Here is an 18,597-nt window from a genome sequence, read left to right as displayed (position 1 = left end):
GAGGACCGGCATGGCCCGAGGTGACAGCGAGTTCGCGGACTTCGTCCGCGCGGTCTCGCCGCGGCTGCTGCACGCCGCCTACCTGCTGACCGGCGACCGGCACCAGGCTGAGGACGACGTCCAGACCGCCCTGGTGCGCACGTACACGTCGTGGCCGCGGATCCGCAAGCAGGACCCGTTCGCCTACGCGCGCAAGGTGCTGTCCAACCACGTGATCGACCGCTGGCGCCGCCCGTACCGCGAGCAGGCCACCGAGGACGTGCCCGAGCGCGCCGTCGAACGCGACTTCACCGCCGGCGTCGCCGACCAGGAGTGGCTGATGCGGGCCCTGGCGCCGCTGAGCCCGCGGGAACGCGCGATCGTGGTGCTGCGGCACTTCTGGGACCTGTCGGAGGCCGACGTCGCGGCCGAGCTGAAGGTGTCGCTGGGCACCGTGAAGAGCACCAACTCGCGGGCGCTCGCGAAGATGCGCATCACGGCCGCCGACCGGCGCTCGTGCGCGGCGGGGCAGGTGTCGTGACGGATCTCGAAGCGCTGCGCGGGGTGCTCACTGAGCCGCCCGCCGTGGAATTCTCGGCGGTCGACCTGGCCGGCGTGATGCACCGGGGACGCCGGCGCCGCCACCTGCACCGCCTTTCGGCCGCCGCGGCGACGGTGGTCGTGCTGGTCGGCGTCGTCGTGGGCGCGCAGCTGCTGCGGACGCCGGATGCACCCGCGGTGACCACGCTGGCCGTGACGGCCGCTCAGCCCGAACAACGCGCCGCGGCGCCGATCGGCGACGTGGTGGGCACGAGGATCGTGGACCCGGAAGGCGAGGTGGTGCTGTTCTTCGAGCGCACCCCGGCGCTGCCCGACAGCTCGCCGTACCAGCTCGTGCTCGGCCACCGCACGGCCGGCGGCGTCACCGCCGAGCTCGCCACCGGCTCCCGCGCGAGCTCACCCGGTTTCCACGCCCTCACCGCGGGCCGCCCGGGCCGGGACGTGCCCCTCTACGGCTACTACTCCGGCCCCGCCACTCGCATCACCGCGGACGTGAACGGCCTGATGTACGGCGCCGACACCCAGCGCGTCGACGCCTTGGCCGTCACGGTCTTCTGGTTCCCCCGCCGCGACACCACCGTCCTGGGCGGCATCACGACGTTGCCGATGAACGCGTACAGCACGGTGGGGGACTCGTTGCCCAAGTGACCGCTCAGACGGCCCGCGCCGCTTCCCAGGCCGCGCTCGCGCTGAAGTACGTGTCGTAGATTTCCTGGACCTCCAGGAGGCTTTCGGGGGCCGCCTTGCCGTACGCGATGCGCTCGAGGTGGCGGAAGTACTCGAAGCGCTCGACGCCGGGGGCGATGACGATGAGCAGGTCGGCGTCCTCGCCCGGGGCGGCGGCGAAGGCGTGGGTCAGGTTGGGCGGCACGACGACGAGGTCGCCGCGGTCGGCGGTGACGACGGTGTCGCCCGAGAGGACCTGGACGGTGCCGCCGAGGACGTAGAACAGTTCGGCCGAGCCGGCGTGGTGGTGGGGCGCCGCGCCGTTGGCGCCGTCCTTGAGTTCGACCTGGATGGTCGACAGCGCGCCGCCCGTGGCGCTGCTGTCGGCGAGCAGCTTGACGGTCGTGGGCGCGCGGCCGATGACCTCGGCGTCGCCCGACCGCACGATCACGGAGTCGTCGAAGCTGGGAATGACGATGGACATGTGAAGCCCCCAGGAAGTCCGTCGTGGGATCGCGGCGGCGCCGGATCCGCGGCGAACGTACCACGCCCGCCGCCGGCCGCGCCGCCGTGAATTTCCCCAGCGCGCCAACGGTTTTGGGTGACCGGCACACGGCACTGGCCAAGAGGAGGGGTACCTCCGTATAGTAGAGCGGAGGCACCCCTCCTCTTACGCACCGGGAGCGACCATGTCCGCACGCCACGCCATCGAGGACCTGATCTTCACCTACGCCGCCCACGTCGACTCCGGGAACTTCGCCGCGGTCGGCGAGCTGTTCGCCCACGGCACCTTCGCCGGTGGTGACCCGGCGACGGGGCGCGAAGCCGTGGAGCGGTACTTCCACGACACCCTCGTGCTCTACCCCGACGGCACCCCGCGCACCCGTCACGTCACCAGCAACGTGCGCGTCCATGTCGACGAGGCCGCCGGAACCGCCACGGCCCACAGTTACTGGACGGCGCTGCAAGCCGTGCCTGGGCTGCCGCTGCAGCCCATCGCGTCGGGCCACTACGACGACCGCTTCGAACGCGCAGACTACGGATGGCGCTTCGTCGAACGGCGGCCGCACGTGGCGCTGGCCGGGGACCTCAGCCACCACCTCAAAGCGGCGTGACCCGCCCGCAACGCGCCGACGCCCGCCGCAACCGCGAGCGGCTCGTCGCCGAGGCTAGGGCGGCGTTCCTCGCCCACGGCACGAACGCCTCGCTCGAGGAGGTCGCGCGCCGGGCCGGCGTCGGGATCGGCACGCTGTACCGCCACTTCCCGCGCCGCGAAGACCTGCTCGACGCGGTGTTCCGGGGTGAGGTGGACGCGCTGCTCGACCTCGGCCGGGAGGCGGCCCGGGCCGGTGACGCGTTCGGCGCGCTGGGCACCTGGCTGCGGGCCGTGGTCGACCGGCACCGCGCGTGGCAGGCCATCGCCGCGGCGACCGGGCCGGACCGTCCGAACGCGACACTCGCCGCGGCGCGGATTCCCGTTGAGCAGGCGGGGAAAACCCTGCTCGCCCGCGCGCAAAAGGCGGGCGAGGCCCACAAGGACGCGAGGATCGCCGACCTCCTGCGCCTCGCCGGCGCCATCGGCCAGGCGGCCGACGAAACGCCGGACGATCCGAAGCTGCCGGACCGCCTGCTGCAGCTCGTGCTGGACGGGTTGCGGGCTCAGCCGCGCACGGGCAGGCGCGCGAGGTAGTGGTCGCGGGCCGTGAGGCTCGTGCCCAGGTGCCGCACGAGCGGCTCGAAGAACGAGCTGCGGTAGGTCGCGTCCGTGACCGCGCCGGCCGCGAAGTACAACGCCGAGAACGCGGCGATGAACAACGACACCTGCAGCAGCTCGTTGGCGATCGGCACCTGGATGCCGAACAGCGTGCCCGGCGACGGATCGTGCCCGACCCACGACTTGATCACCGGCGCGCGAACCGTGATCACGCCGAACGCCACGAAGAACACGAACGTGAGCACCGACAGCACCAGCGTCTGCAGGATCTGCGTGAGCAGCAGGACGAGCACCATGTTCGCCCGCTCCAGTTTGGTCAGCGGCACCCGCTCCGGCGCCGGATCGGTGCACGACGCGAACGGTGTCCCCTCCAGCGTGTCCGGCTCGGCGGGCTTCGCCACCTTCGTCAGCGACCGGACTTCGTCGGACAGCGTCGACACGAGGAACAGGACCGCCACCACCGAGAAAAGCCCGACGACGAGCCAGATCCGGTGCCGCGTCAGGTCGGCGGTCACCTGCCAGATCTCGGTGGTGAAGAAGCCGAACACGGTGAACAGCAGGAGCAGCGGCAACGCGCGGGACGTGAGGTCACCGAGGCGGGCGAGCTGGCGGAACGCGGCCCGCAGCGCCCAGCCGAGGATGGAGCCGCCGCCGAAGAACGCCGCGACGAGCAGCACCACCAGCAGCCCGAGCTGCTCCAGCACGCCGACCGGCAGCGAGTCGTGCGGCGGGGCCGCGGCGTCGACGATCGGGTTGAGCACCAGGAACACCGCGGCCACCGCGAGCGCGACGGGCGTGCCTTGCCGCGCCGGAACGCGCCGCCGGACCCAGCGCGCGGCGAGCCACGCGCCGGCCGACGGCACCACCACGTACGCGACGAGCACGCCGAGGTAGAGCAGTGCGAACCAGGTCTGGTCCATCCGGCGCGCGAACTCGTCGTCACTGCCGCCGTCGAGCACCGACGTCGCCGTGGTGAACAGCAGCCCGAGCACCACGAACACCTCGGCGGGCACGATCCGCACCAGCAGGTGCGCAGGACGTCCCCGCACCACCGACGGCAGGCCGCGCCGCCGGAACCACTGCTCGGCGGCTTCGCGGTCGTAGGGTTCGCGCGCGCTGTCCACGTCGGGTGACCTTAACGGGGCCCGGGTGAACTCTCCTGGCGGAACGTGGTCAGCCGCGGCGGCGCTTGCGCAGTGCTTCGCGCGTGCGCCGGCCGAGGATCAGCGTCGGCACCGACAGCGCCGTGCCCACGCCGAGCGGCAGCCCCTGCTGCCACGCCGGCGCGCCGAGCGCCACCGGCGTCGCCGAGTCCTGCGCGTCGAAGTCGCTCACCCCGCCCCAGCGCGACGGCGGCAGGACGATGAAGCGCGCCTTGCCGATCACGTCGTCGACCGGCACCGTGCCGTTGACCCCGCCGTCGCCCTGGCAACGCGAGTCGCACGAGTCGTTGCGGTTGTCGCCCATGACCCAGAGGCTGCCCTGCGGCACCGTGACCGGGGCGAACGATTGCTGGGCCGCGTTGTTCGGGTCGGCCCAGTGGATGTAGGGCTCGTCGAGCGCCTTGCCGTCCACGATCACCCGGCCCTGCGGGTCGCAGCACTGCACCGTCTGCCCGCCGACGGCGATCACGCGCTTGACGAAGTCCTGCTCGTCCGGCGGCGCGAAGCCGACGAGCGAGCCGAGCTCGCGCAGGCCCTTCGCGAAGATGTTGCTCGGCTCCTGCGGCGCGATCTCGTGTTCGGTCCACGGACCCGGCCCCCGGAACACGATCACGTCGCCCGGCGAGGGGTCGGTGAAGTCGTAGGTGACCCGGTCGACGACCACGCGGTCGCCGAAGCAGCCCGTGCAGCCGTGCAGCGTGGTCTCCATGGACTCGGAGGGGATCATGAAGACCTTGGCGACGAACTGCTGGATCAGGATCGTGAGCACGAGGGCGATCACGATCAGGATCGGCAGTTCCTGCCAGAACGGACGTTTCTTGCGTGCCTTGCGTCCGCGACCGTCCGAACCGGACGACTCGCCCGCACCGTCCTGATCAGGACGTTCGGGGTCACTCTCGGCGGAACCGCGGGGGATGGGGTCGACCACGGGGCCAGGCTACCGACTTCCCGCGCGCCGCCGCCGCAGCGCCACCGATCACGATCGGGGTGTCGTCCCGCTGAGGGGGATCACTGGGGTTTCCCGCAGTCGCGCGCGCTTAGCGTGAAGTGATCTTGACCGGAGGGAGCCGGCGGTGGACACACCCGTGCTGAAATGCGGGAACCTGGTACTGGGCGAGCTGGATCCGGTGCTGCGCGCCGTGCGTGACACCGGTCCCGTCGCCCGCGTACGGACGCCGGCGGGTGACGAAGCCTGGCTCGTCACCCGGCTCGCGGAGCTCAGGCAGCTGCTGCTCGACCCGCGGCTGGGCAAGACGTACCCCGATCCGGCCCGCCGGCCGCGGTACGTGCGCACGCCGATGTTCGACCTGGCGGTGTCCGACGCGGAGCCGGCCGCCGCCCGCGAACGCCACGCCGACATCCGCGCCGCCCTCGTGCCCCACTTCACCGGCCGCAAGATGCAGCGCCTGGCCGACCGCGTCGCGGCGATGGTCGACGAGCAGATCGATGTGGTGCTCGCCGCCGGGCCGCCGGCCGACCTGCACAACGACTTCTCGCTGCCGCTGTCGTTCCGGATCCTGTGCGACCTCGTCGGCGTGCCCGATCCGGACGGTTTCCTCGCCTTGCTCCTCGGCGCCGGCGAGGTCGACGCCGAACACACCGCGGCCGCGGCACTGGACGAGCTGTACGCGTACCTGCGCGAACTCGCGCGCCGCAAGCGAAACACCCCGGGCGACGACCTCGCGTCCACGCTGTGCGAGGTGATCCCGGACGACGCCGACGTGTCGGGGCTGCTCGCGCTCGCGAGCTTCTCCTTCCTGGTGACGCCGAGCAACCTCAGCGCGGGCATCGCGCTGCTCGCCGGGCATCCCGGCGAGCGCGACCGGGTGCGGGCCGACCCGCGCCTGCTCGACACGGCCGTCGAAGAGGTGCTGCGGGTCGGCCGCGTCGCCGAGTCCTGTGTGCCGCGGTACGCGGCCGAGGACATCGCCGTGGCGGACGTCGTGATCCGCGCGGGCGACCTCGTGCTGTGCGACCACTACTCGACCGGCTTCGACGACCTCGTGTTCACCGATCCCGAGCGCTTCGACGTCGGGCGCCGCCCGAATCCGCACCCGGCGTTCAGCTACGGCATGTCGCACTGCATCGGCGCGCCGCTCGCGCGCGTCGAGCTGCGCGCCGCGTATGCCGCTTTGCTGACGCGGATGCCGGACTTGCGTCTCGCCGTCCCGTTCACCGGGATCCCCATGCTGGGCAGCGAACTCGGCGACCAGGTGGGCGGGTCGATCGCCCGGCTGCCGATGACCTGGTGAGCGGGCGGCCTAGACTGCCGCGCATGCCCGAAGCCCTCGTCACCGGTGCGACCGCCGGAATCGGCGCGGCGTTCGCCCGCCGGCTCGCCTCCGACGGGTTCGGCGTCGTGCTCGTCGCCCGGGACGAGGCCCGGCTCGAACGGTTCGCGAGCTCGCTGCGGGCGGACCACGGCGTGCCGGTCGAGGTCCTCGTGGCGGATCTGGCCACGGACGCCGGGATCACCCGCGTGGAAGAGCGGGTGCCGACGGTCGACCTGGTCGTGAACAATGCCGGGTTCGGGCAGCACGGTGAGTTCCTCGAGACCGAGGTGTCCGCCGAGCTGGCCATGCTGCGGGTGCACTGCGAGGCCGTTCTGCGGATCACGAAGGCGGCCTTGCCCGGCATGCTCACGCGGCGGCGCGGGGGAGTGATCAACGTGGCCTCGGTGGCGGCGTTCTTCTCGCGGGGGACCTACAGCGCGTCGAAGTCCTGGGTCGTCGTCTTCAGCGACAGCGTGCGCGAACAGGTGCGCGGCAGCGGTGTGCACGTGATGGCGCTGTGCCCCGGCTGGGTGCGCACGGAGTTCCACGAACGGTCCGGAATGGACACCGGCGGCATCCCGGACTCGCTGTGGCTGGACGGGGAAACCCTCGTCGCCGCCGCGATCCGCGACTTCCGCCGAGGCACGGCGGTGAGCATCCCCGACCTCCGCTACAAGACCGCGGCGGCGCTCGGGAAGCTGCTGCCCCGCCCGCTGATGACGCGGATCGCCGCGCGGGCGGGCAGCAAACACTGACACCGGGCCGAAAAGCTCAGCGCACCCGGGCCTCGGCCGCCGATCCTCAGTGCCCGAACGCTTCGGCGAGCCACCACGAACCACCGTCGTCGGAGACCTTCGCGTCGATCACCAGCGGCGTTTCGCGTGGACCGTCGAGCCACTTCGTCACCGCGGCCAGGTCGCCCGGCGTGCGCACGGTGACGCCGGTGCAGCCGAAGCCGCGCGCGATCGCCGCGAGGTCCGTGTCGGGGAAACGCACCGGGTCGAGGTCGGCGTCGCCGAAGTGGTGGACCTCCGCGCCGTACGCGGCGTCGTTGTAGACGATCACCACCAGCGGCAGCCGCAGCCGCACGGCCGTCTCCAGCTCGGAGATCGCCATGTGGAACCCGCCGTCGCCGGCGCCGAGCACGGGCAGCCGGTCCGGGCGCGCGAGCGCGGCGCCGATCGCCGTGCCCAGCCCGAGCCCGACGCACTGGTAGGCCTGCGTGAAGCAGAACCCGTTCTCGTCCGGCACGGACAGGTACGCGCTCGGGTAACCCATGAAGTTGCCCGAGTCGATCGACACCACGCGCCGGGCGGGCAGCAGCTCGTCGAGGCGGGCGCTGAGCGTGCGCGCGTCGATGCGGCCGTCGCCGGAGTTGTCGAGGTGCGCCACGTCGTTCCAGCGCACCTCGGCCGCCAGCCGTGCCGCGACCTCGGCACCGCGGTAGCCCTCGGCCTTGTGCCCGCGTGACTCCAGCAGCTCCAGCACGTCGACGGCCGTGGCCGCGACGTCGCCGACCACGCCGAGGTCGATCGGCCGGTGGGCGCCGAGCGCGGACTGCTCGCGATCCACCTGCACGAGCCGCGCCCGCGGCCCGAGCAGTTTGCCGTGGCGCGTGGTCCACATGTTCAGCGCGCAGCCCCAGCCCACGACCAGGTCCGCGTCCGCGATCAGCTCCGCGGTCAGCGGCGACGAGAAGCCGCCGCTGATCCCGAGGGACCACGGGTCGTCGTGGAAGAGGCCGTTGGCCACGGCCGAGGTCGCCAGCAGCGCGCCGGTGACGTCGGCCAGCGCCCGCAGCGCGGTGGCCTGGCCCCGGGCGCCGCGCCCGGCGATGAAGACCGGGCGCCGTGCCTCGGACAGCAGCTCCGCGAGCTCGCCGGACACCGCGCTCTCCGGCCGGATCGGCGCGGGACCGGGCACCTCCGGCACTTCGCCGGGTGCCGGTGCTTCCTGTTGCTGCAGGTCGATCGGCAGGCTGAACACGACGGTCCGGTTCTCCTGCCGCGCGGTGCGGAACGCGCGGATCGTGTCGGCGAAGGCGGATTCCGCCGAATGCACGCGGTCGGCCACCGCGCCGACCGCGACGCCGAGTGCGTCCTGGTCGATCTTGAAGTTCGACAGCACGGCCGCCGCGGCGGCGTCGGCGGTGACCACGACCATCGGCGTGCGGCTCTTAGCCGCTTCGGTGATGCCGGTGATCGCGTTGGTCAGCCCGCACCCCTGGTGCAGGCTCAGCGCGGAGACCTGGCCGCTCATCCGCGCGTACGCGTCGGCCATGCTCGCCGCGCCGCCTTCGTGCCGCGCGGCGACGAAGCGCACGCCCGCCGCCCGCAATGCGTTGGTCACCTCGAAGTTGCCGCTGCCGACCACGCCGAAGGCCATGCCGACGCCGAGGTCGGCGAGCGTGCGCCCGACGAGTTCCGCGACCTTCACGCGCCACGCTCGACGAGCGCGAACACGCGGGCCGGGCTGCCCGAACCGCCGACGATCGGCAGCGGGCTGATGACCAGCATCGCGCCGGTGGCGGGCAGGTTCGCCAGGTTGCGCAGCTGCGTCAGGCCGAACTTGCCCGCGCCGAGCAGCAGCTCGTGGCACGGGAAGGCCGGGTCGAGCCCGGGTGCCTGGCCGGCGTCGGTGCCGACGGTCTCCACGCCCAGCCCGGCGATCGGCGTCTCCTCGGCGAGCCACTTGGCGCACTCCGGCGAGATACCGGGGGTGTGCGAGCCGGACTCGTCGGCGTTGAGGAACTCGTCCTGGTCGCTTGAGTGCACGTCCCAGCCGCTGCGGTAGAGCAGCCACGCGCCGGCCGGCAGCGCGCCGTGCTCGGACTCCCATTCCCGCACGTCGTCGACCGACAGCAGGAAGTCCGGGTTGCCCTCGGCCTTCGCCGACGCGTCGAGCACCACCGCGGGCGCGACGAGCGTGCTCAGCGGCGCCTGCGAGACGTCGAGACCGTCCTTTCCGGACAGCCAGTGCACCGGCGCGTCGAAGTGGGTGCCGGTGTGCTCGCCGGTGTGGATGTCGTTCCAGTACCAGCGCGGGCCGCGCTCGTCGTAGCGGCTGATCTCCTCGAGCCGGAACGGGATCGTGTTCGCGAACGGCTCGGGCAGCTGCAGGATCGGGGTGCTCGAGGTCAGGGGAGCGGTGAGGTCCACGACCTCGATGCCACCCCCGGTGATCGCCGCGCTCAGCTCGGCCAGCAACGACATGCGTCCTCCAGTGCTCGACGGTGAACTGCCCATCCGTGAAACCTGGGGGAGACCCTATGCCCCGCAAGGGGTTCCGGGGAACCGCTCAGCCGGCCCGCAGGCCGTAGAAGCCGGCGATGTGCCGTGTCACCTCGGCCGACGCGCGGTCCGGGTCGCCGGTTTCGATCGCGTCGAGGATCCACGTGTGCTCGGTCGCGAGCCGGCGCGCCGTGGCGGGCCAGTCGGCCGTCCGCGCGTAGCCGGCGGTCATCTCGTCGCCGACGGCGTCGCCGAGCGAGGCGAGCAGCACGGCGGCGAGGTCGTTGTGCGCGGCGCGGGCGAGGCCGAGGTGGAAACCGGAGTCGAGCTCGCGGAACCGTGCCCGGGTCACGCCGGGCCGGCCCATCTCGCCGGTGACCTCCCGCAGCTGGTCGAGGTCCTCCTGCGCCGCGCCCCGGGCCGCCCGGGCCGCGGACGAGCGTTCCAGTTCGAGGCGGATGGACATGAGGTCGCCGGTGGCGAACCGCGACAGCGACAGGTGCAGCCGCAGCAGCTTGTGCAGCGCGCCGCTCGGTTCGCCGGCCACGACCGCGGCCGCGCTGCCCGTGTCGGCCGGTTCGAGCACGCCCGCCGCCTCGAGAGCGCGGACTCCTTCGCGCACGTGCGAGGGCCCGACGCCGAGCGCCCGTGCCAGGTCGCGTTCGGCGGGCAGCGGGTCGCCCGCGCCCAGCCGCGCGGTGACGATCCAGTCCTGGATCCCCGCCAGCGCCTGGCCGGGTGACCCGAGGTACCGCACGTTGTCCGGTTGGCCCATCGATCGGACCGCCTCCTCGACCGCGTTGTCGGACTGTCGGCACGTGCTTCCCGCACTGCTCCCGATCCACCGCAGCCTAAGACAGCGGTGGTCGGACCACAATGTGGACTGCTACGGATGGAGCAGGTGATCGGGCTCGGGCAGGTCCAGCTCGTCGGCCAGCGGCGCGAAGAACGCCTCGACGGAATCGTCGTCCACCTCGGCGAGGGTGCCCGGGCGCCAGCGCGGTGCGCGGTCCTTGTCGAGGATCGCCGCCCGGATGCCCTCGGCCAGGTCGGGATGCGCGAGGAACCGGCTGCAGAGGCGGAAGTCCTGGCGCAGGCATTCCTCGATCGTGCTCATGGCGCGGGCCTGGCGCACCGCCCGCAGCGTCACCTTGAGCGCCGTCGGGGCGGCCGCGGTGATCGCGGCGACGGCCTCGCGCGGCCCCGGCTCGTCGATGGCGTCGAGGCGGTACAGCACGTCTTCGACGGTCCTCGCGCCGCCGTACGCGTGGTCGATCCAGCACCGCGCGGCCGCGAGCGGCGCCGGCCCGGGATCCTCGGCGTACTTCGCCACGGCCGGTTCGGGTGCCGCACCGGCGGCGAGATCGTCGACGAGCGCGGCCAGCCGACCGGCGGGTACGCGGTGGTCGGCGAGTCCACAGTGGACCGCGTCGCCGGGGCCCACCCGGCCCGCCGTCAGGGCGAGGTGCGGGCCGAGCTCCCCGGGTGCGCGGGCGAGCAGGAGCGCGCCGCCGACGTCGGGCGCGAGGCCGATGGCGACCTCCGGCATCGCGAGCACCGAGCGTTCGGTGACGACCCGGACCGCCGCGTGCGCGCCGATCCCGATCCCGCCGCCCATGGTGATGCCGTCCATGAGCGCGACGACGGGTTTCGGGTAGCGCGCGAGGCGGGCGTCGAGCCGGTACTCCTCGCGCCACAGCGTCAGCGCGACCGCCGGATCGCCGACGGCCGATGAGTGGACCACGCCGATGTCGCCGCCCGCGCAGAACGCCCGGTCGCCCGCGCCGTCGAGCACGACGGCGGTCACGGCCGGGTCGGACTCCCACTCGTCGAGGGCGGTCAGCATCGCCCGGATCATGGGCAGGTCCAGCGCGTTCAGTGCCTCCGGACGGTTCACGGTCAGCCGGCCGACCGCCCCCTGTCTGCGGGCCGAAACGGTGCTCACGTCGGTCACTACCGCCTTCCTGCGGCCGGGTGGTGCTGGCTTCCAGGGTTGCACATTCCGTACGCCCACTTCTATGGTCAGACCACATGCAAGGCAAGACCAGTTGTAGTTCAGGTCGTGGAACGAGGTGTGGACACGGTGGGTGAGAGCGGTGGCGAACCGATCCGGGTGATGCTGGCCAAGATCGGGCTGGACGGCCACGACCGGGGTGTGAAGGTCGTCGCGCGGACCCTGCGCGACGCGGGCATGGAGGTGATCTACACCGGCCTGCACCGCAGCCCCGAGCAGGTGCTGGAAGCGGCCGTGCAGGAGGACGTCGACGTGCTCGGCGTCAGCCTGCTCTCCGGCGCCCACCTGCCGATCTTCACCCGCATCTTCGAGCTGATCGACGCGATGCCCGACCGGCCCGGTTTCGCGATCGTCGCCGGCGGCGTGATGCCGGACGAGGACGAGGAGACGCTCAAGAAGATGGGCGTCGCCGAGGTGCTCGGCCAGGACACCACCCCGGAGACGATCGTCGAGCGCATCCGCGCGCTGGCCGGCGTCGCAGAGGAGGCGTGATGGACCCGATGGACTCCGGCCACGGAACCTCGATGGAGCAGTGGAGCTGGCCGCCGCGCTACGACGAGACCTACCGCCCGCCGTCCGGGCAGCAGCACTGGTTCCCGCGGCGGGAGACGATGCCCGCGGCCGACCGCGACGAGGCGATCCTGGCCCGCATCCGCGAGGTGATGGCCTACGCGTGGGACCACGCGCCGTTCTACCGGCGCAAGTGGGAGGAGGCGGGGATCCACCCGTCGGCCATCCGCGACCTGTCGGACTTCGAGAAGGTTCCCGTGGTGCGCAAGGAAGAGCTGCGCGCCGACCAGGCGGCCCACGAGCCGTTCGGCAGCTACCTCGCCGTGGATCCGGGCGAGGTCAAGCACGTGAACGGCACGTCGGGCACCACCGGCCGCCCGACCGCGTTCGGCATCGACGAGCGTGACTGGCGCAGCGTCGCCAACGCCCACGCCCGCGTGATGTGGGGGATGGGCATCCGCGAAACCGACACCGTCCTCGTGGCCTCGCCGTTGAGCCTGTACTGGGGTTCCTGGGGCGCCTACATCGGCGCGGAACGCCTCGGCGCGCGGGTGTTCCCGTTCGGCGCCGGCACGCCCGGGCAGACCGCCCGCACGGTCATGTGGATGAAGCAGATGGGCGTGACCGTGTTCTACGGGACGCCGTCGTACGCCCTGCACCTGGCCGAGGTCGCCGCCGACGAGGGCGTGGACCCGGCGGATCTGGGGCTGCGCAAGCTGTTCTTCTCCGGCGAACCCGGTGCCAGCGTGCCGACGATCCGCGGCCGGATCGAAGCGGCGTTCGACGCGGAGGTGTACGACTCGGGCAGCATGGCCGAGGTCAGCCCGTGGATGCACCTGGGTGCCGCGAACCACGAGCCGGGTGTGTTCGCCTGGCAGGACCTCGTCTACACCGAGGTGTGCGACCCGGTCGACCACCACCGGGTGGACTACGGCCGCGAGGGCACCCCCGTGTACACCACGCTGGAGCGCACCAGCCAGCCGATGATCCGGCTGCTGTCCAACGACCTCACGCGCTGGGAAGCGCCCTCGGCCGACCGCGGCCGCACCTACCCGTTCCTGCCGCAGGGCATCTACGGGCGCATCGACGACATGTTCACCGTGCGCGGCGAGAACGTGTACCCGAGCGCGATCGACGACGTGGTGATGGCCGCCGAGGGCTACGGCGGAGAGCACCGCATCGTGATCAGCCGCAAGTCCACGATGGACACCCTCGCCGTGCAGGTGGAGCACCGCGGCGTCGCGGAGTCCACTCTGGACGGCTGGGCCCGCGCGATCGAGGACAAGCTGCGGCGCGCGCTCGGCGTCGGCGCGCACGTGGTGCCGGTGGAGTACAAGACGTTCGACCGCACCGAGTTCAAGGCGCGGCGGGTGATCGACGACCGCGACCTGCTGCGCCGCCTCGGAAGTGGCTCGTGAAGACCCCGGCCGACGTGGTGGGCCGGGTGCTCGCGGGGGAGCACCCGGCCATCGCGCGGATGCTCACCTTCGTGGAGCGGCGCACCGCCGGTGTCGACGAGGCGCTCGCCGAGCTGCACGGCAAGGCGGGCGACGCCCACGTGCTCGGCCTCACCGGGCCGCCGGGCAGCGGCAAGAGCACGCTGGTCAAGGCGCTGACCGAGCACTACCGCAAGCAGGGCAAGACGGTCGGCGTGCTGGCGGTGGACCCGTCCAGCGTGTTCAGCGGCGGCGCGATCCTGGGCGACCGCATCCGGATGACCGGCCTCGCGGGGGACGAGGGCGTGTTCATCCGCTCCGTCGCCACCCGGGGCGCCCTCGGCGGCCTCTCGCGCGCCACGCTCGACGCGATCACCGTGCTCGACGCCGCCGGGAAGGACGTGGTGGTGCTCGAGACCGTCGGCGTCGGGCAGGCCGAAGTCGACGTGATCAGCGCGGCCCAGACCGTGGCCGTGGTGAGCGTGCCGGGCATGGGCGACGACGTGCAGGCGATCAAGGCCGGCCTGCTGGAGATCGCCGACGTGCACGTGGTGAACAAGGCCGACCGCGAAGGCGCGGCCAAGACCGTGGCCGAGCTGCGCGACATGCTCCGGCTCTCGCACCGCAAGCCGCACCAGTGGAACGTGCCGATCCAGCAGACCGTCGCCGCCACCGGCGACGGGGTGCCCGAGCTCGCCGAGCGGTTCGCCGCGCACCTGGCGTGGATGACCGAGCACGGCGAACGCGAGCGCCGCGCCCGGCGCAACAGCGCGACCCGCATCCGGTGGGTCGCCGAACAGCTCGTGCTCGACGGGCTGCGCCCCGGCGTCCCCGCGTTCGACCGGGCGGTGGACGACGTGACCGCGCGGCGCGAGGACCCGCTTTCCGCCGCGCGCCGCCTGGTCGGGCGGCCGGGTGTGACGACTGACGAGGAGGAACTGTGGTGAACGAGCACGACCCGGCCCCGGCGGAACGGGCACTGACGACCGAGGCGCTCGTCGAGGCGGTCACGCGCGAACTCGCCGGCTGGGAGGGCGACGAGCTCGCGGCGTTCGTCAACCGCCAGCCCGAATCGCGCGAGGTCTACCGCTCGGGCAGCGGCATGGAGGTGCAGCGCGTCTACACCCCCGCCGACCTGCCCGACGACTGGCAGGACATCGGCCTGCCCGGCCGCTACCCGTACACGCGCGGGCCGTACCCGACGATGTACCGCGGCCGCACCTGGACCATGCGCCAGATCGCGGGCTTCGGCCAGGCCGAGGAGACGAACAAGCGGTTCCAGTACCTCATCGCGCAGGGCCAGACCGGCCTGTCCGTCGACTTCGACATGCCGACGCTGATGGGCCTGGACAGCGACGACCCGATGAGCCTCGGCGAGGTCGGCCGCGAGGGCGTCGCGATCGACACGCTGCCGGACATGGAGGCGTTGTTCGACGGGATCGACCTCGAGAAGATCAGCGTGTCGATGACGATCAACCCGTCGGCGTGGATCCTGCTCGCGATGTACGTGGCCGTGGCCGAGCAGCGCGGCTACGACCTCAACAAGCTCTCGGGGACGATCCAGAACGACATCCTCAAGGAGTACGTGGCGCAGAAGGAGTGGGTGTTCCCGGTCCGGCCGAGCATGCGGATCGTGCGTGACACGGTGGTCTACGCCAGCGAGCACATGGCGCGCTACAACCCCGTCAACATCTCCGGCTACCACATCAGCGAGGCCGGAGCGAACGCGCTGCAGGAGATCGCGTTCACGATGGCGATCACGAAGGCCTACGTGGAGGACGTCGTCGCCACCGGGGTCGACGTGGACCAGTTCGCCTCGCGGCTGTCGTTCTTCTTCGTGAGCCAGGCCGACCTGTTCGAGGAGGTCGCGAAGTTCCGCGCGGTGCGGCGGTTCTACGCGAAGATGATGAAGGAGACCTTCGGCGCCCAGAACCCGCAGTCGATGCGGCTGCGCTTTCACGCGCAGACGGCGGCGGCCACGCTGACGAAACCCCAGCCGCTCAACAACATCATCCGCACCGCGCTGCAGGCGCTCTCGGCCGTGCTCGGCGGTGCGCAGTCGTTGCACACCAACGGTCTCGACGAGGCCTACACGATCCCGAGCGAGCAGGCGATGAAGGTCGCGCTGCGCACACAGCAGATCATCGCCGACGAAACCGGCGTCACCAGCGTGATCGACCCGCTCGGCGGCTCGTACTACGTGGAGAACCTCACCGATCGCCTCGAACAGGGCATCCACGACTACTTCACGAAGATCGAGGAGCTCGGCGGTGTGGTCGCCGCGATCGAGCAGGGCTTCTTCCAGCGCGAGATCTCCGACACCGCCTACGACTACGCGCGCCGCAAGGCCAGCGGCGACCGGCCCGTGATCGGCGTCAACAAGTACGTCGACGAAGGCGAAGGCGAGAAGATCGAGACCCACAAGCTCGACCCGGAGTCCGAAGCCCGGCAGCTCTCGCGCCTCAAGCAGGTGCGGGCCGACCGGGACCAAGACCGGGCGAAGGCGGCGATGGAGCACCTGCTCGCCGTGGCGGCCGATCCGGCGGCGAACCTCATGCCCGCCACGATCGAGGCCGTGAAGGCACACCTGTCCATGGGAGAGATCACCGGCGCGTTGCGTGATGTCTTCGGCTCCTACACCGAGACACCGGTGTTCTGACGAGCCCAGCCCCAGTCCCCACCCTTCTCACCCCCTCTCAACGACGAGAGTCCCGGAGGTGACCTGTGTACACACAGGTTCCCGCGCCACTGGGCGGCAGCCTCGGCTGGTCCGCCCTCGTGTCCGCCCTGCCCCTGCTGGTGTTGTTCGTGCTGCTGGGCGTGTTCCGCGTCCGCGCCTGGCTGGCCTCGGTCATCGCGCTCGTGCTGTCGATCGTGGTCGCCATCGCGGTCTACGGCATGCCCGCCGGCCCGGCCTTCGACTCCGCGCTCGAAGGCGCGGCGTTCGGCCTGTTCCCCGCGTTGTGGATCGTGCTGAACTCGCTGTGGATCTACCAGATGACGAAGGTGTCCGGGCACTTCGACGTGCTGCGGCGCACCTTCGCGAAGATCAGCGACGACCAGCGGGTGCAGGGCGTGATCATCGCGTTCTCGTTCGGCGCCCTGCTGGAGGCGCTCGCCGGTTTCGGCGCGCCGGTCGCGATCTGCTCGGTGATGCTGGTGGCTGTCGGGCTGAAACCGCTGAAGGCGGCGACGGTCGCGCTGATCGCCAACACCGCGCCCGTCGCGTACGGCGCCGTCGCGCTGCCCGTGATCACGCTCGCGAAAGTGACCGGGCTGCCGCTCGACGACCTCGCCGCGATGACCGGGCGGCAGGTGCCGATCCTCGCGCTGATCGTGCCGCTGGTGCTCATGATCGTGCTCGACGGACGCCGCGGGCTGCGGCAGGCGTGGCCGGCCGCGCTCGTGTGCGGCGTGAGCTTCGCCGTGGTCCAGTACCTGATGGCGAACTTCGGCCCGGTGCAGCTCACGGACATCGCGGCTTCGCTCGTGTCCGCCGCTGCCGTGCTGGTGCTGCTGCGGTTCTGGCGGCCGAAGCCGGCCCACGCGCCGGACCGGGCGCCCGACCGTGTGCCCGGTGGTGGCGCGCAGCCGGTTTCCGGCGGTGGCGGGGTGGCCGTGCGCGAGCGGACGGTGGTCGACTCGCGGGTGGAGCAGCTCCGGTCGTTCGCGCCGTACGCGACGATCATCGTGCTGTTCTCGATCGCCGCCATCCCGGTGGTGGCCGCGGCGCTGGCCACGACGACGAAGACGTTCAGCTGGCCCGGCCTGCACATCGCGACCTCGGAGGGCAAACCGCTGAGCCTGGTGTCGTTCAAGTTCGACTGGCTCGCCGACAGCGGCACGGTGCTGTTCATCGCCGGGGTCGTGTCCGCGTTCCTGCTCAAAGTGCCGCTGCGGGAGGCGGTCCGCGCCTACGGGCAGACGATCGTGCAGCTGCGGACCGCCGGGCTCACGGTGATGGCGGTGCTGGCACTGGCGTACGTGATGAACATGTCGGGCCAGACGGCCACGCTCGGGCTGTTCCTCGCCGGGGCCGGCGGGCTGTTCGCGCTGCTCTCGCCGCTGCTGGGCTGGTTCGGCACGGCGGTGACGGGTTCGGACACGTCGTCGAACTCGCTGTTCGGGGCGCTGCAGGTGGCGGCCGCGCACGGGGCCCAGCTGCAACCGGTGCTGATGGCGGCGGCGAACAGCAGCGGCGGCGTGCTGGGGAAGATGATCAGCCCGCAGAACCTCGCGATCGGCGCGAGCGCCGTGGGCCTCGCGGGCAAGGAGGGCCTGCTGTTCCGGCGGGTGCTCGCGGCGTCGGCGGTGTTCGTGCCGCTGATGTGCGTGCTGGTGTACCTGCAGTCGACGCCGGTGCTGTCGTGGATGGTGCCGTGAGCGCGCGCGACGCCGTCGAAGAGGCCAACGCGGCGATCGGTGCGGCGGTGTCCACGTGCACGTTGCCGGCCGACGACGAGGCGGTGCTGCTCGACGTCCAGTACGAGCTGCTCGAACTGGCCGACGCGCTCGCCGCCGGGACTCCGGTACCCGAGCTGCCCCGCTTGTGGCGGGCGGCCCGGGACCTCGGGCCCGTCGCGGTGCCGCGCGGGTTCGAGGTGCTCGGTGGGCTGAGCGCGGCGGCCGGGCTGTTGAAGCTCGCGCGGGCGGTGTCGCGGCGGGCCGCGCGAGAAGCGCCGGCCGACGCGGTGCCGGTGCTCGACCGATTGGGTGACGTCCTGCTCGCCCTCGCGTTCCGCGCGGAGGAGCGCGAACGGTCACTGGGGTACGTCGGATCGTGTGCCGACTGTGCCGACGGTTGCTGATCCGGCCACAGTCACGGCCGAATGGCTTCGTGGCAACGGTTACGTCAGGGGTGAGGTCGGCCTACTTTCGGCCGGATTAGTAAGTGTGGTCATACCAACAAAGAGGTCATATTGACACTGGCTGCGAGCTCCGATTACCTTGAGTGAGCACTACGCGGTGCAGAGGAACTCCGGTGAGATTCCGGGCCGGTCGCGCCACTGTGATCGGACCCCGCCCGGCGGGGTTCGCAGGCAGACCCTCTC

General features: G+C 71.9%; 19 protein-coding genes. 12 read left to right on the top strand and 7 right to left on the bottom strand.

Features of this window, described 5'->3' with window-relative positions; all coding sequences use genetic code 11:
• Positions 1-10: 10 nt before the first annotated feature.
• Positions 11-520, top strand: a complete 510-nt coding sequence (locus ACFY1H_RS09955) for a SigE family RNA polymerase sigma factor (protein ID WP_366586968.1) — start codon at positions 11-13, stop codon at positions 518-520.
• Positions 517-1,188 (top strand): hypothetical protein, encoded by a 672-nt coding sequence (locus tag ACFY1H_RS09950; RefSeq protein WP_386945831.1) that lies wholly within the window; start codon positions 517-519, stop codon positions 1,186-1,188. The genes ACFY1H_RS09955 and ACFY1H_RS09950 overlap by 4 nt, the downstream gene beginning before the upstream one ends.
• A gap of 4 nt (positions 1,189-1,192) precedes the next feature.
• Here ACFY1H_RS09950 and ACFY1H_RS09945 read toward each other — a convergent pair whose 3' ends face one another.
• Positions 1,193-1,690, bottom strand: a complete 498-nt coding sequence (locus ACFY1H_RS09945) for a cupin domain-containing protein (RefSeq protein ID WP_366586963.1) — start codon at positions 1,688-1,690, stop codon at positions 1,193-1,195.
• A 205-nt stretch (positions 1,691-1,895) separates the two neighbouring features.
• Here ACFY1H_RS09945 and ACFY1H_RS09940 point away from each other — a divergent pair, with 205 nt between their 5' ends.
• The gene (locus tag ACFY1H_RS09940; protein WP_366586961.1) at positions 1,896-2,321 is read left to right on the top strand and encodes a nuclear transport factor 2 family protein; all 426 of its coding nucleotides are present in this window, start codon (positions 1,896-1,898) and stop codon (positions 2,319-2,321) included.
• Positions 2,318-2,896, top strand: a complete 579-nt coding sequence (locus ACFY1H_RS09935; RefSeq protein ID WP_366586958.1) for a helix-turn-helix domain-containing protein — start codon at positions 2,318-2,320, stop codon at positions 2,894-2,896. The genes ACFY1H_RS09940 and ACFY1H_RS09935 overlap by 4 nt, the downstream gene beginning before the upstream one ends.
• On the opposite strand, the gene ACFY1H_RS09930 is transcribed toward ACFY1H_RS09935, so the two are convergent.
• Both ACFY1H_RS09930 and lepB read right to left on the bottom strand, forming a co-directional pair.
• Positions 2,866-4,044: a hypothetical protein gene (locus tag ACFY1H_RS09930; protein ID WP_386945829.1), complete on the bottom strand. Its 1,179-nt coding sequence runs from the start codon at positions 4,042-4,044 to the stop codon at positions 2,866-2,868. The two genes, ACFY1H_RS09935 and ACFY1H_RS09930, sit on opposite strands and share 31 nt — an antisense overlap.
• Before the next feature lie 49 nt (positions 4,045-4,093).
• Positions 4,094-5,011, bottom strand: coding sequence for a signal peptidase I (lepB, locus tag ACFY1H_RS09925; protein WP_366586953.1), 918 nt, complete (start codon positions 5,009-5,011; stop codon positions 4,094-4,096).
• Positions 5,012-5,156: 145 nt separating this feature from the next.
• Here lepB and ACFY1H_RS09920 point away from each other — a divergent pair, with 145 nt between their 5' ends.
• Together ACFY1H_RS09920 and ACFY1H_RS09915 are read left to right on the top strand one after the other, a co-directional pair.
• Positions 5,157-6,335 carry a cytochrome P450 gene (locus ACFY1H_RS09920; RefSeq protein ID WP_386945827.1) on the top strand — a complete coding sequence of 393 codons (1,179 nt, stop codon included), beginning with the start codon at positions 5,157-5,159 and terminating at the stop codon, positions 6,333-6,335.
• A gap of 23 nt (positions 6,336-6,358) precedes the next feature.
• Complete coding sequence (locus tag ACFY1H_RS09915) at positions 6,359-7,111, top strand: SDR family NAD(P)-dependent oxidoreductase (protein WP_386945825.1); 753 nt, start codon at positions 6,359-6,361, stop codon at positions 7,109-7,111.
• A 46-nt stretch (positions 7,112-7,157) separates the two neighbouring features.
• On the opposite strand, the gene ACFY1H_RS09910 is transcribed toward ACFY1H_RS09915, so the two are convergent.
• The 4 genes from ACFY1H_RS09910 to ACFY1H_RS09895 form a co-directional block, all read right to left on the bottom strand.
• Positions 7,158-8,792 (bottom strand): thiamine pyrophosphate-binding protein, encoded by a 1,635-nt coding sequence (locus ACFY1H_RS09910; protein WP_386945823.1) that lies wholly within the window; start codon positions 8,790-8,792, stop codon positions 7,158-7,160.
• Entirely contained in the window at positions 8,789-9,568 is a 780-nt protein-coding gene (locus tag ACFY1H_RS09905) for a cyclase family protein (protein ID WP_366586944.1), read from the bottom strand. Before ACFY1H_RS09905 ends, ACFY1H_RS09910 begins: the two co-directional genes overlap by 4 nt.
• An 85-nt stretch (positions 9,569-9,653) precedes the next feature.
• Complete coding sequence (locus ACFY1H_RS09900) at positions 9,654-10,361, bottom strand: FCD domain-containing protein (protein WP_366586942.1); 708 nt, start codon at positions 10,359-10,361, stop codon at positions 9,654-9,656.
• 111 nt (positions 10,362-10,472) lie between these two features.
• Complete coding sequence (locus ACFY1H_RS09895) at positions 10,473-11,540, bottom strand: 3-hydroxyisobutyryl-CoA hydrolase (protein ID WP_386945820.1); 1,068 nt, start codon at positions 11,538-11,540, stop codon at positions 10,473-10,475.
• A 129-nt stretch (positions 11,541-11,669) separates the two neighbouring features.
• Between ACFY1H_RS09895 and ACFY1H_RS09890 the strand changes: the two genes are divergently transcribed.
• From ACFY1H_RS09890 to ACFY1H_RS09865, 6 genes are all read left to right on the top strand, one after another.
• Entirely contained in the window at positions 11,670-12,092 is a 423-nt protein-coding gene (locus ACFY1H_RS09890) for a cobalamin B12-binding domain-containing protein (RefSeq protein ID WP_366586938.1), read from the top strand.
• Positions 12,092-13,528 carry a phenylacetate--CoA ligase family protein gene (locus ACFY1H_RS09885; RefSeq protein ID WP_386945818.1) on the top strand — a complete coding sequence of 479 codons (1,437 nt, stop codon included), beginning with the start codon at positions 12,092-12,094 and terminating at the stop codon, positions 13,526-13,528. The genes ACFY1H_RS09890 and ACFY1H_RS09885 overlap by 1 nt, the downstream gene beginning before the upstream one ends.
• Complete coding sequence (meaB, locus tag ACFY1H_RS09880) at positions 13,525-14,493, top strand: methylmalonyl Co-A mutase-associated GTPase MeaB (protein ID WP_366586934.1); 969 nt, start codon at positions 13,525-13,527, stop codon at positions 14,491-14,493. The genes ACFY1H_RS09885 and meaB overlap by 4 nt, the downstream gene beginning before the upstream one ends.
• Positions 14,490-16,205: a methylmalonyl-CoA mutase family protein gene (locus ACFY1H_RS09875; protein ID WP_366586931.1), complete on the top strand. Its 1,716-nt coding sequence runs from the start codon at positions 14,490-14,492 to the stop codon at positions 16,203-16,205. Before meaB ends, ACFY1H_RS09875 begins: the two co-directional genes overlap by 4 nt.
• Positions 16,206-16,270: 65 nt before the next feature.
• Positions 16,271-17,929: an L-lactate permease gene (locus tag ACFY1H_RS09870; RefSeq protein ID WP_386945815.1), complete on the top strand. Its 1,659-nt coding sequence runs from the start codon at positions 16,271-16,273 to the stop codon at positions 17,927-17,929.
• Positions 17,926-18,354 carry a hypothetical protein gene (locus ACFY1H_RS09865; protein WP_386945813.1) on the top strand — a complete coding sequence of 143 codons (429 nt, stop codon included), beginning with the start codon at positions 17,926-17,928 and terminating at the stop codon, positions 18,352-18,354. The genes ACFY1H_RS09870 and ACFY1H_RS09865 overlap by 4 nt, the downstream gene beginning before the upstream one ends.
• The last annotated feature ends 243 nt before the right edge of the window (positions 18,355-18,597 follow it).

The sequence above is a fragment of the Amycolatopsis sp. NPDC001319 genome (assembly GCF_042896185.1).
Lineage (GTDB): Bacteria > Actinomycetota > Actinomycetes > Mycobacteriales > Pseudonocardiaceae > Amycolatopsis.
Note: the sequence above shows the minus strand (reverse complement) of the source record. Positions and strands in the feature narration are given on the sequence as shown.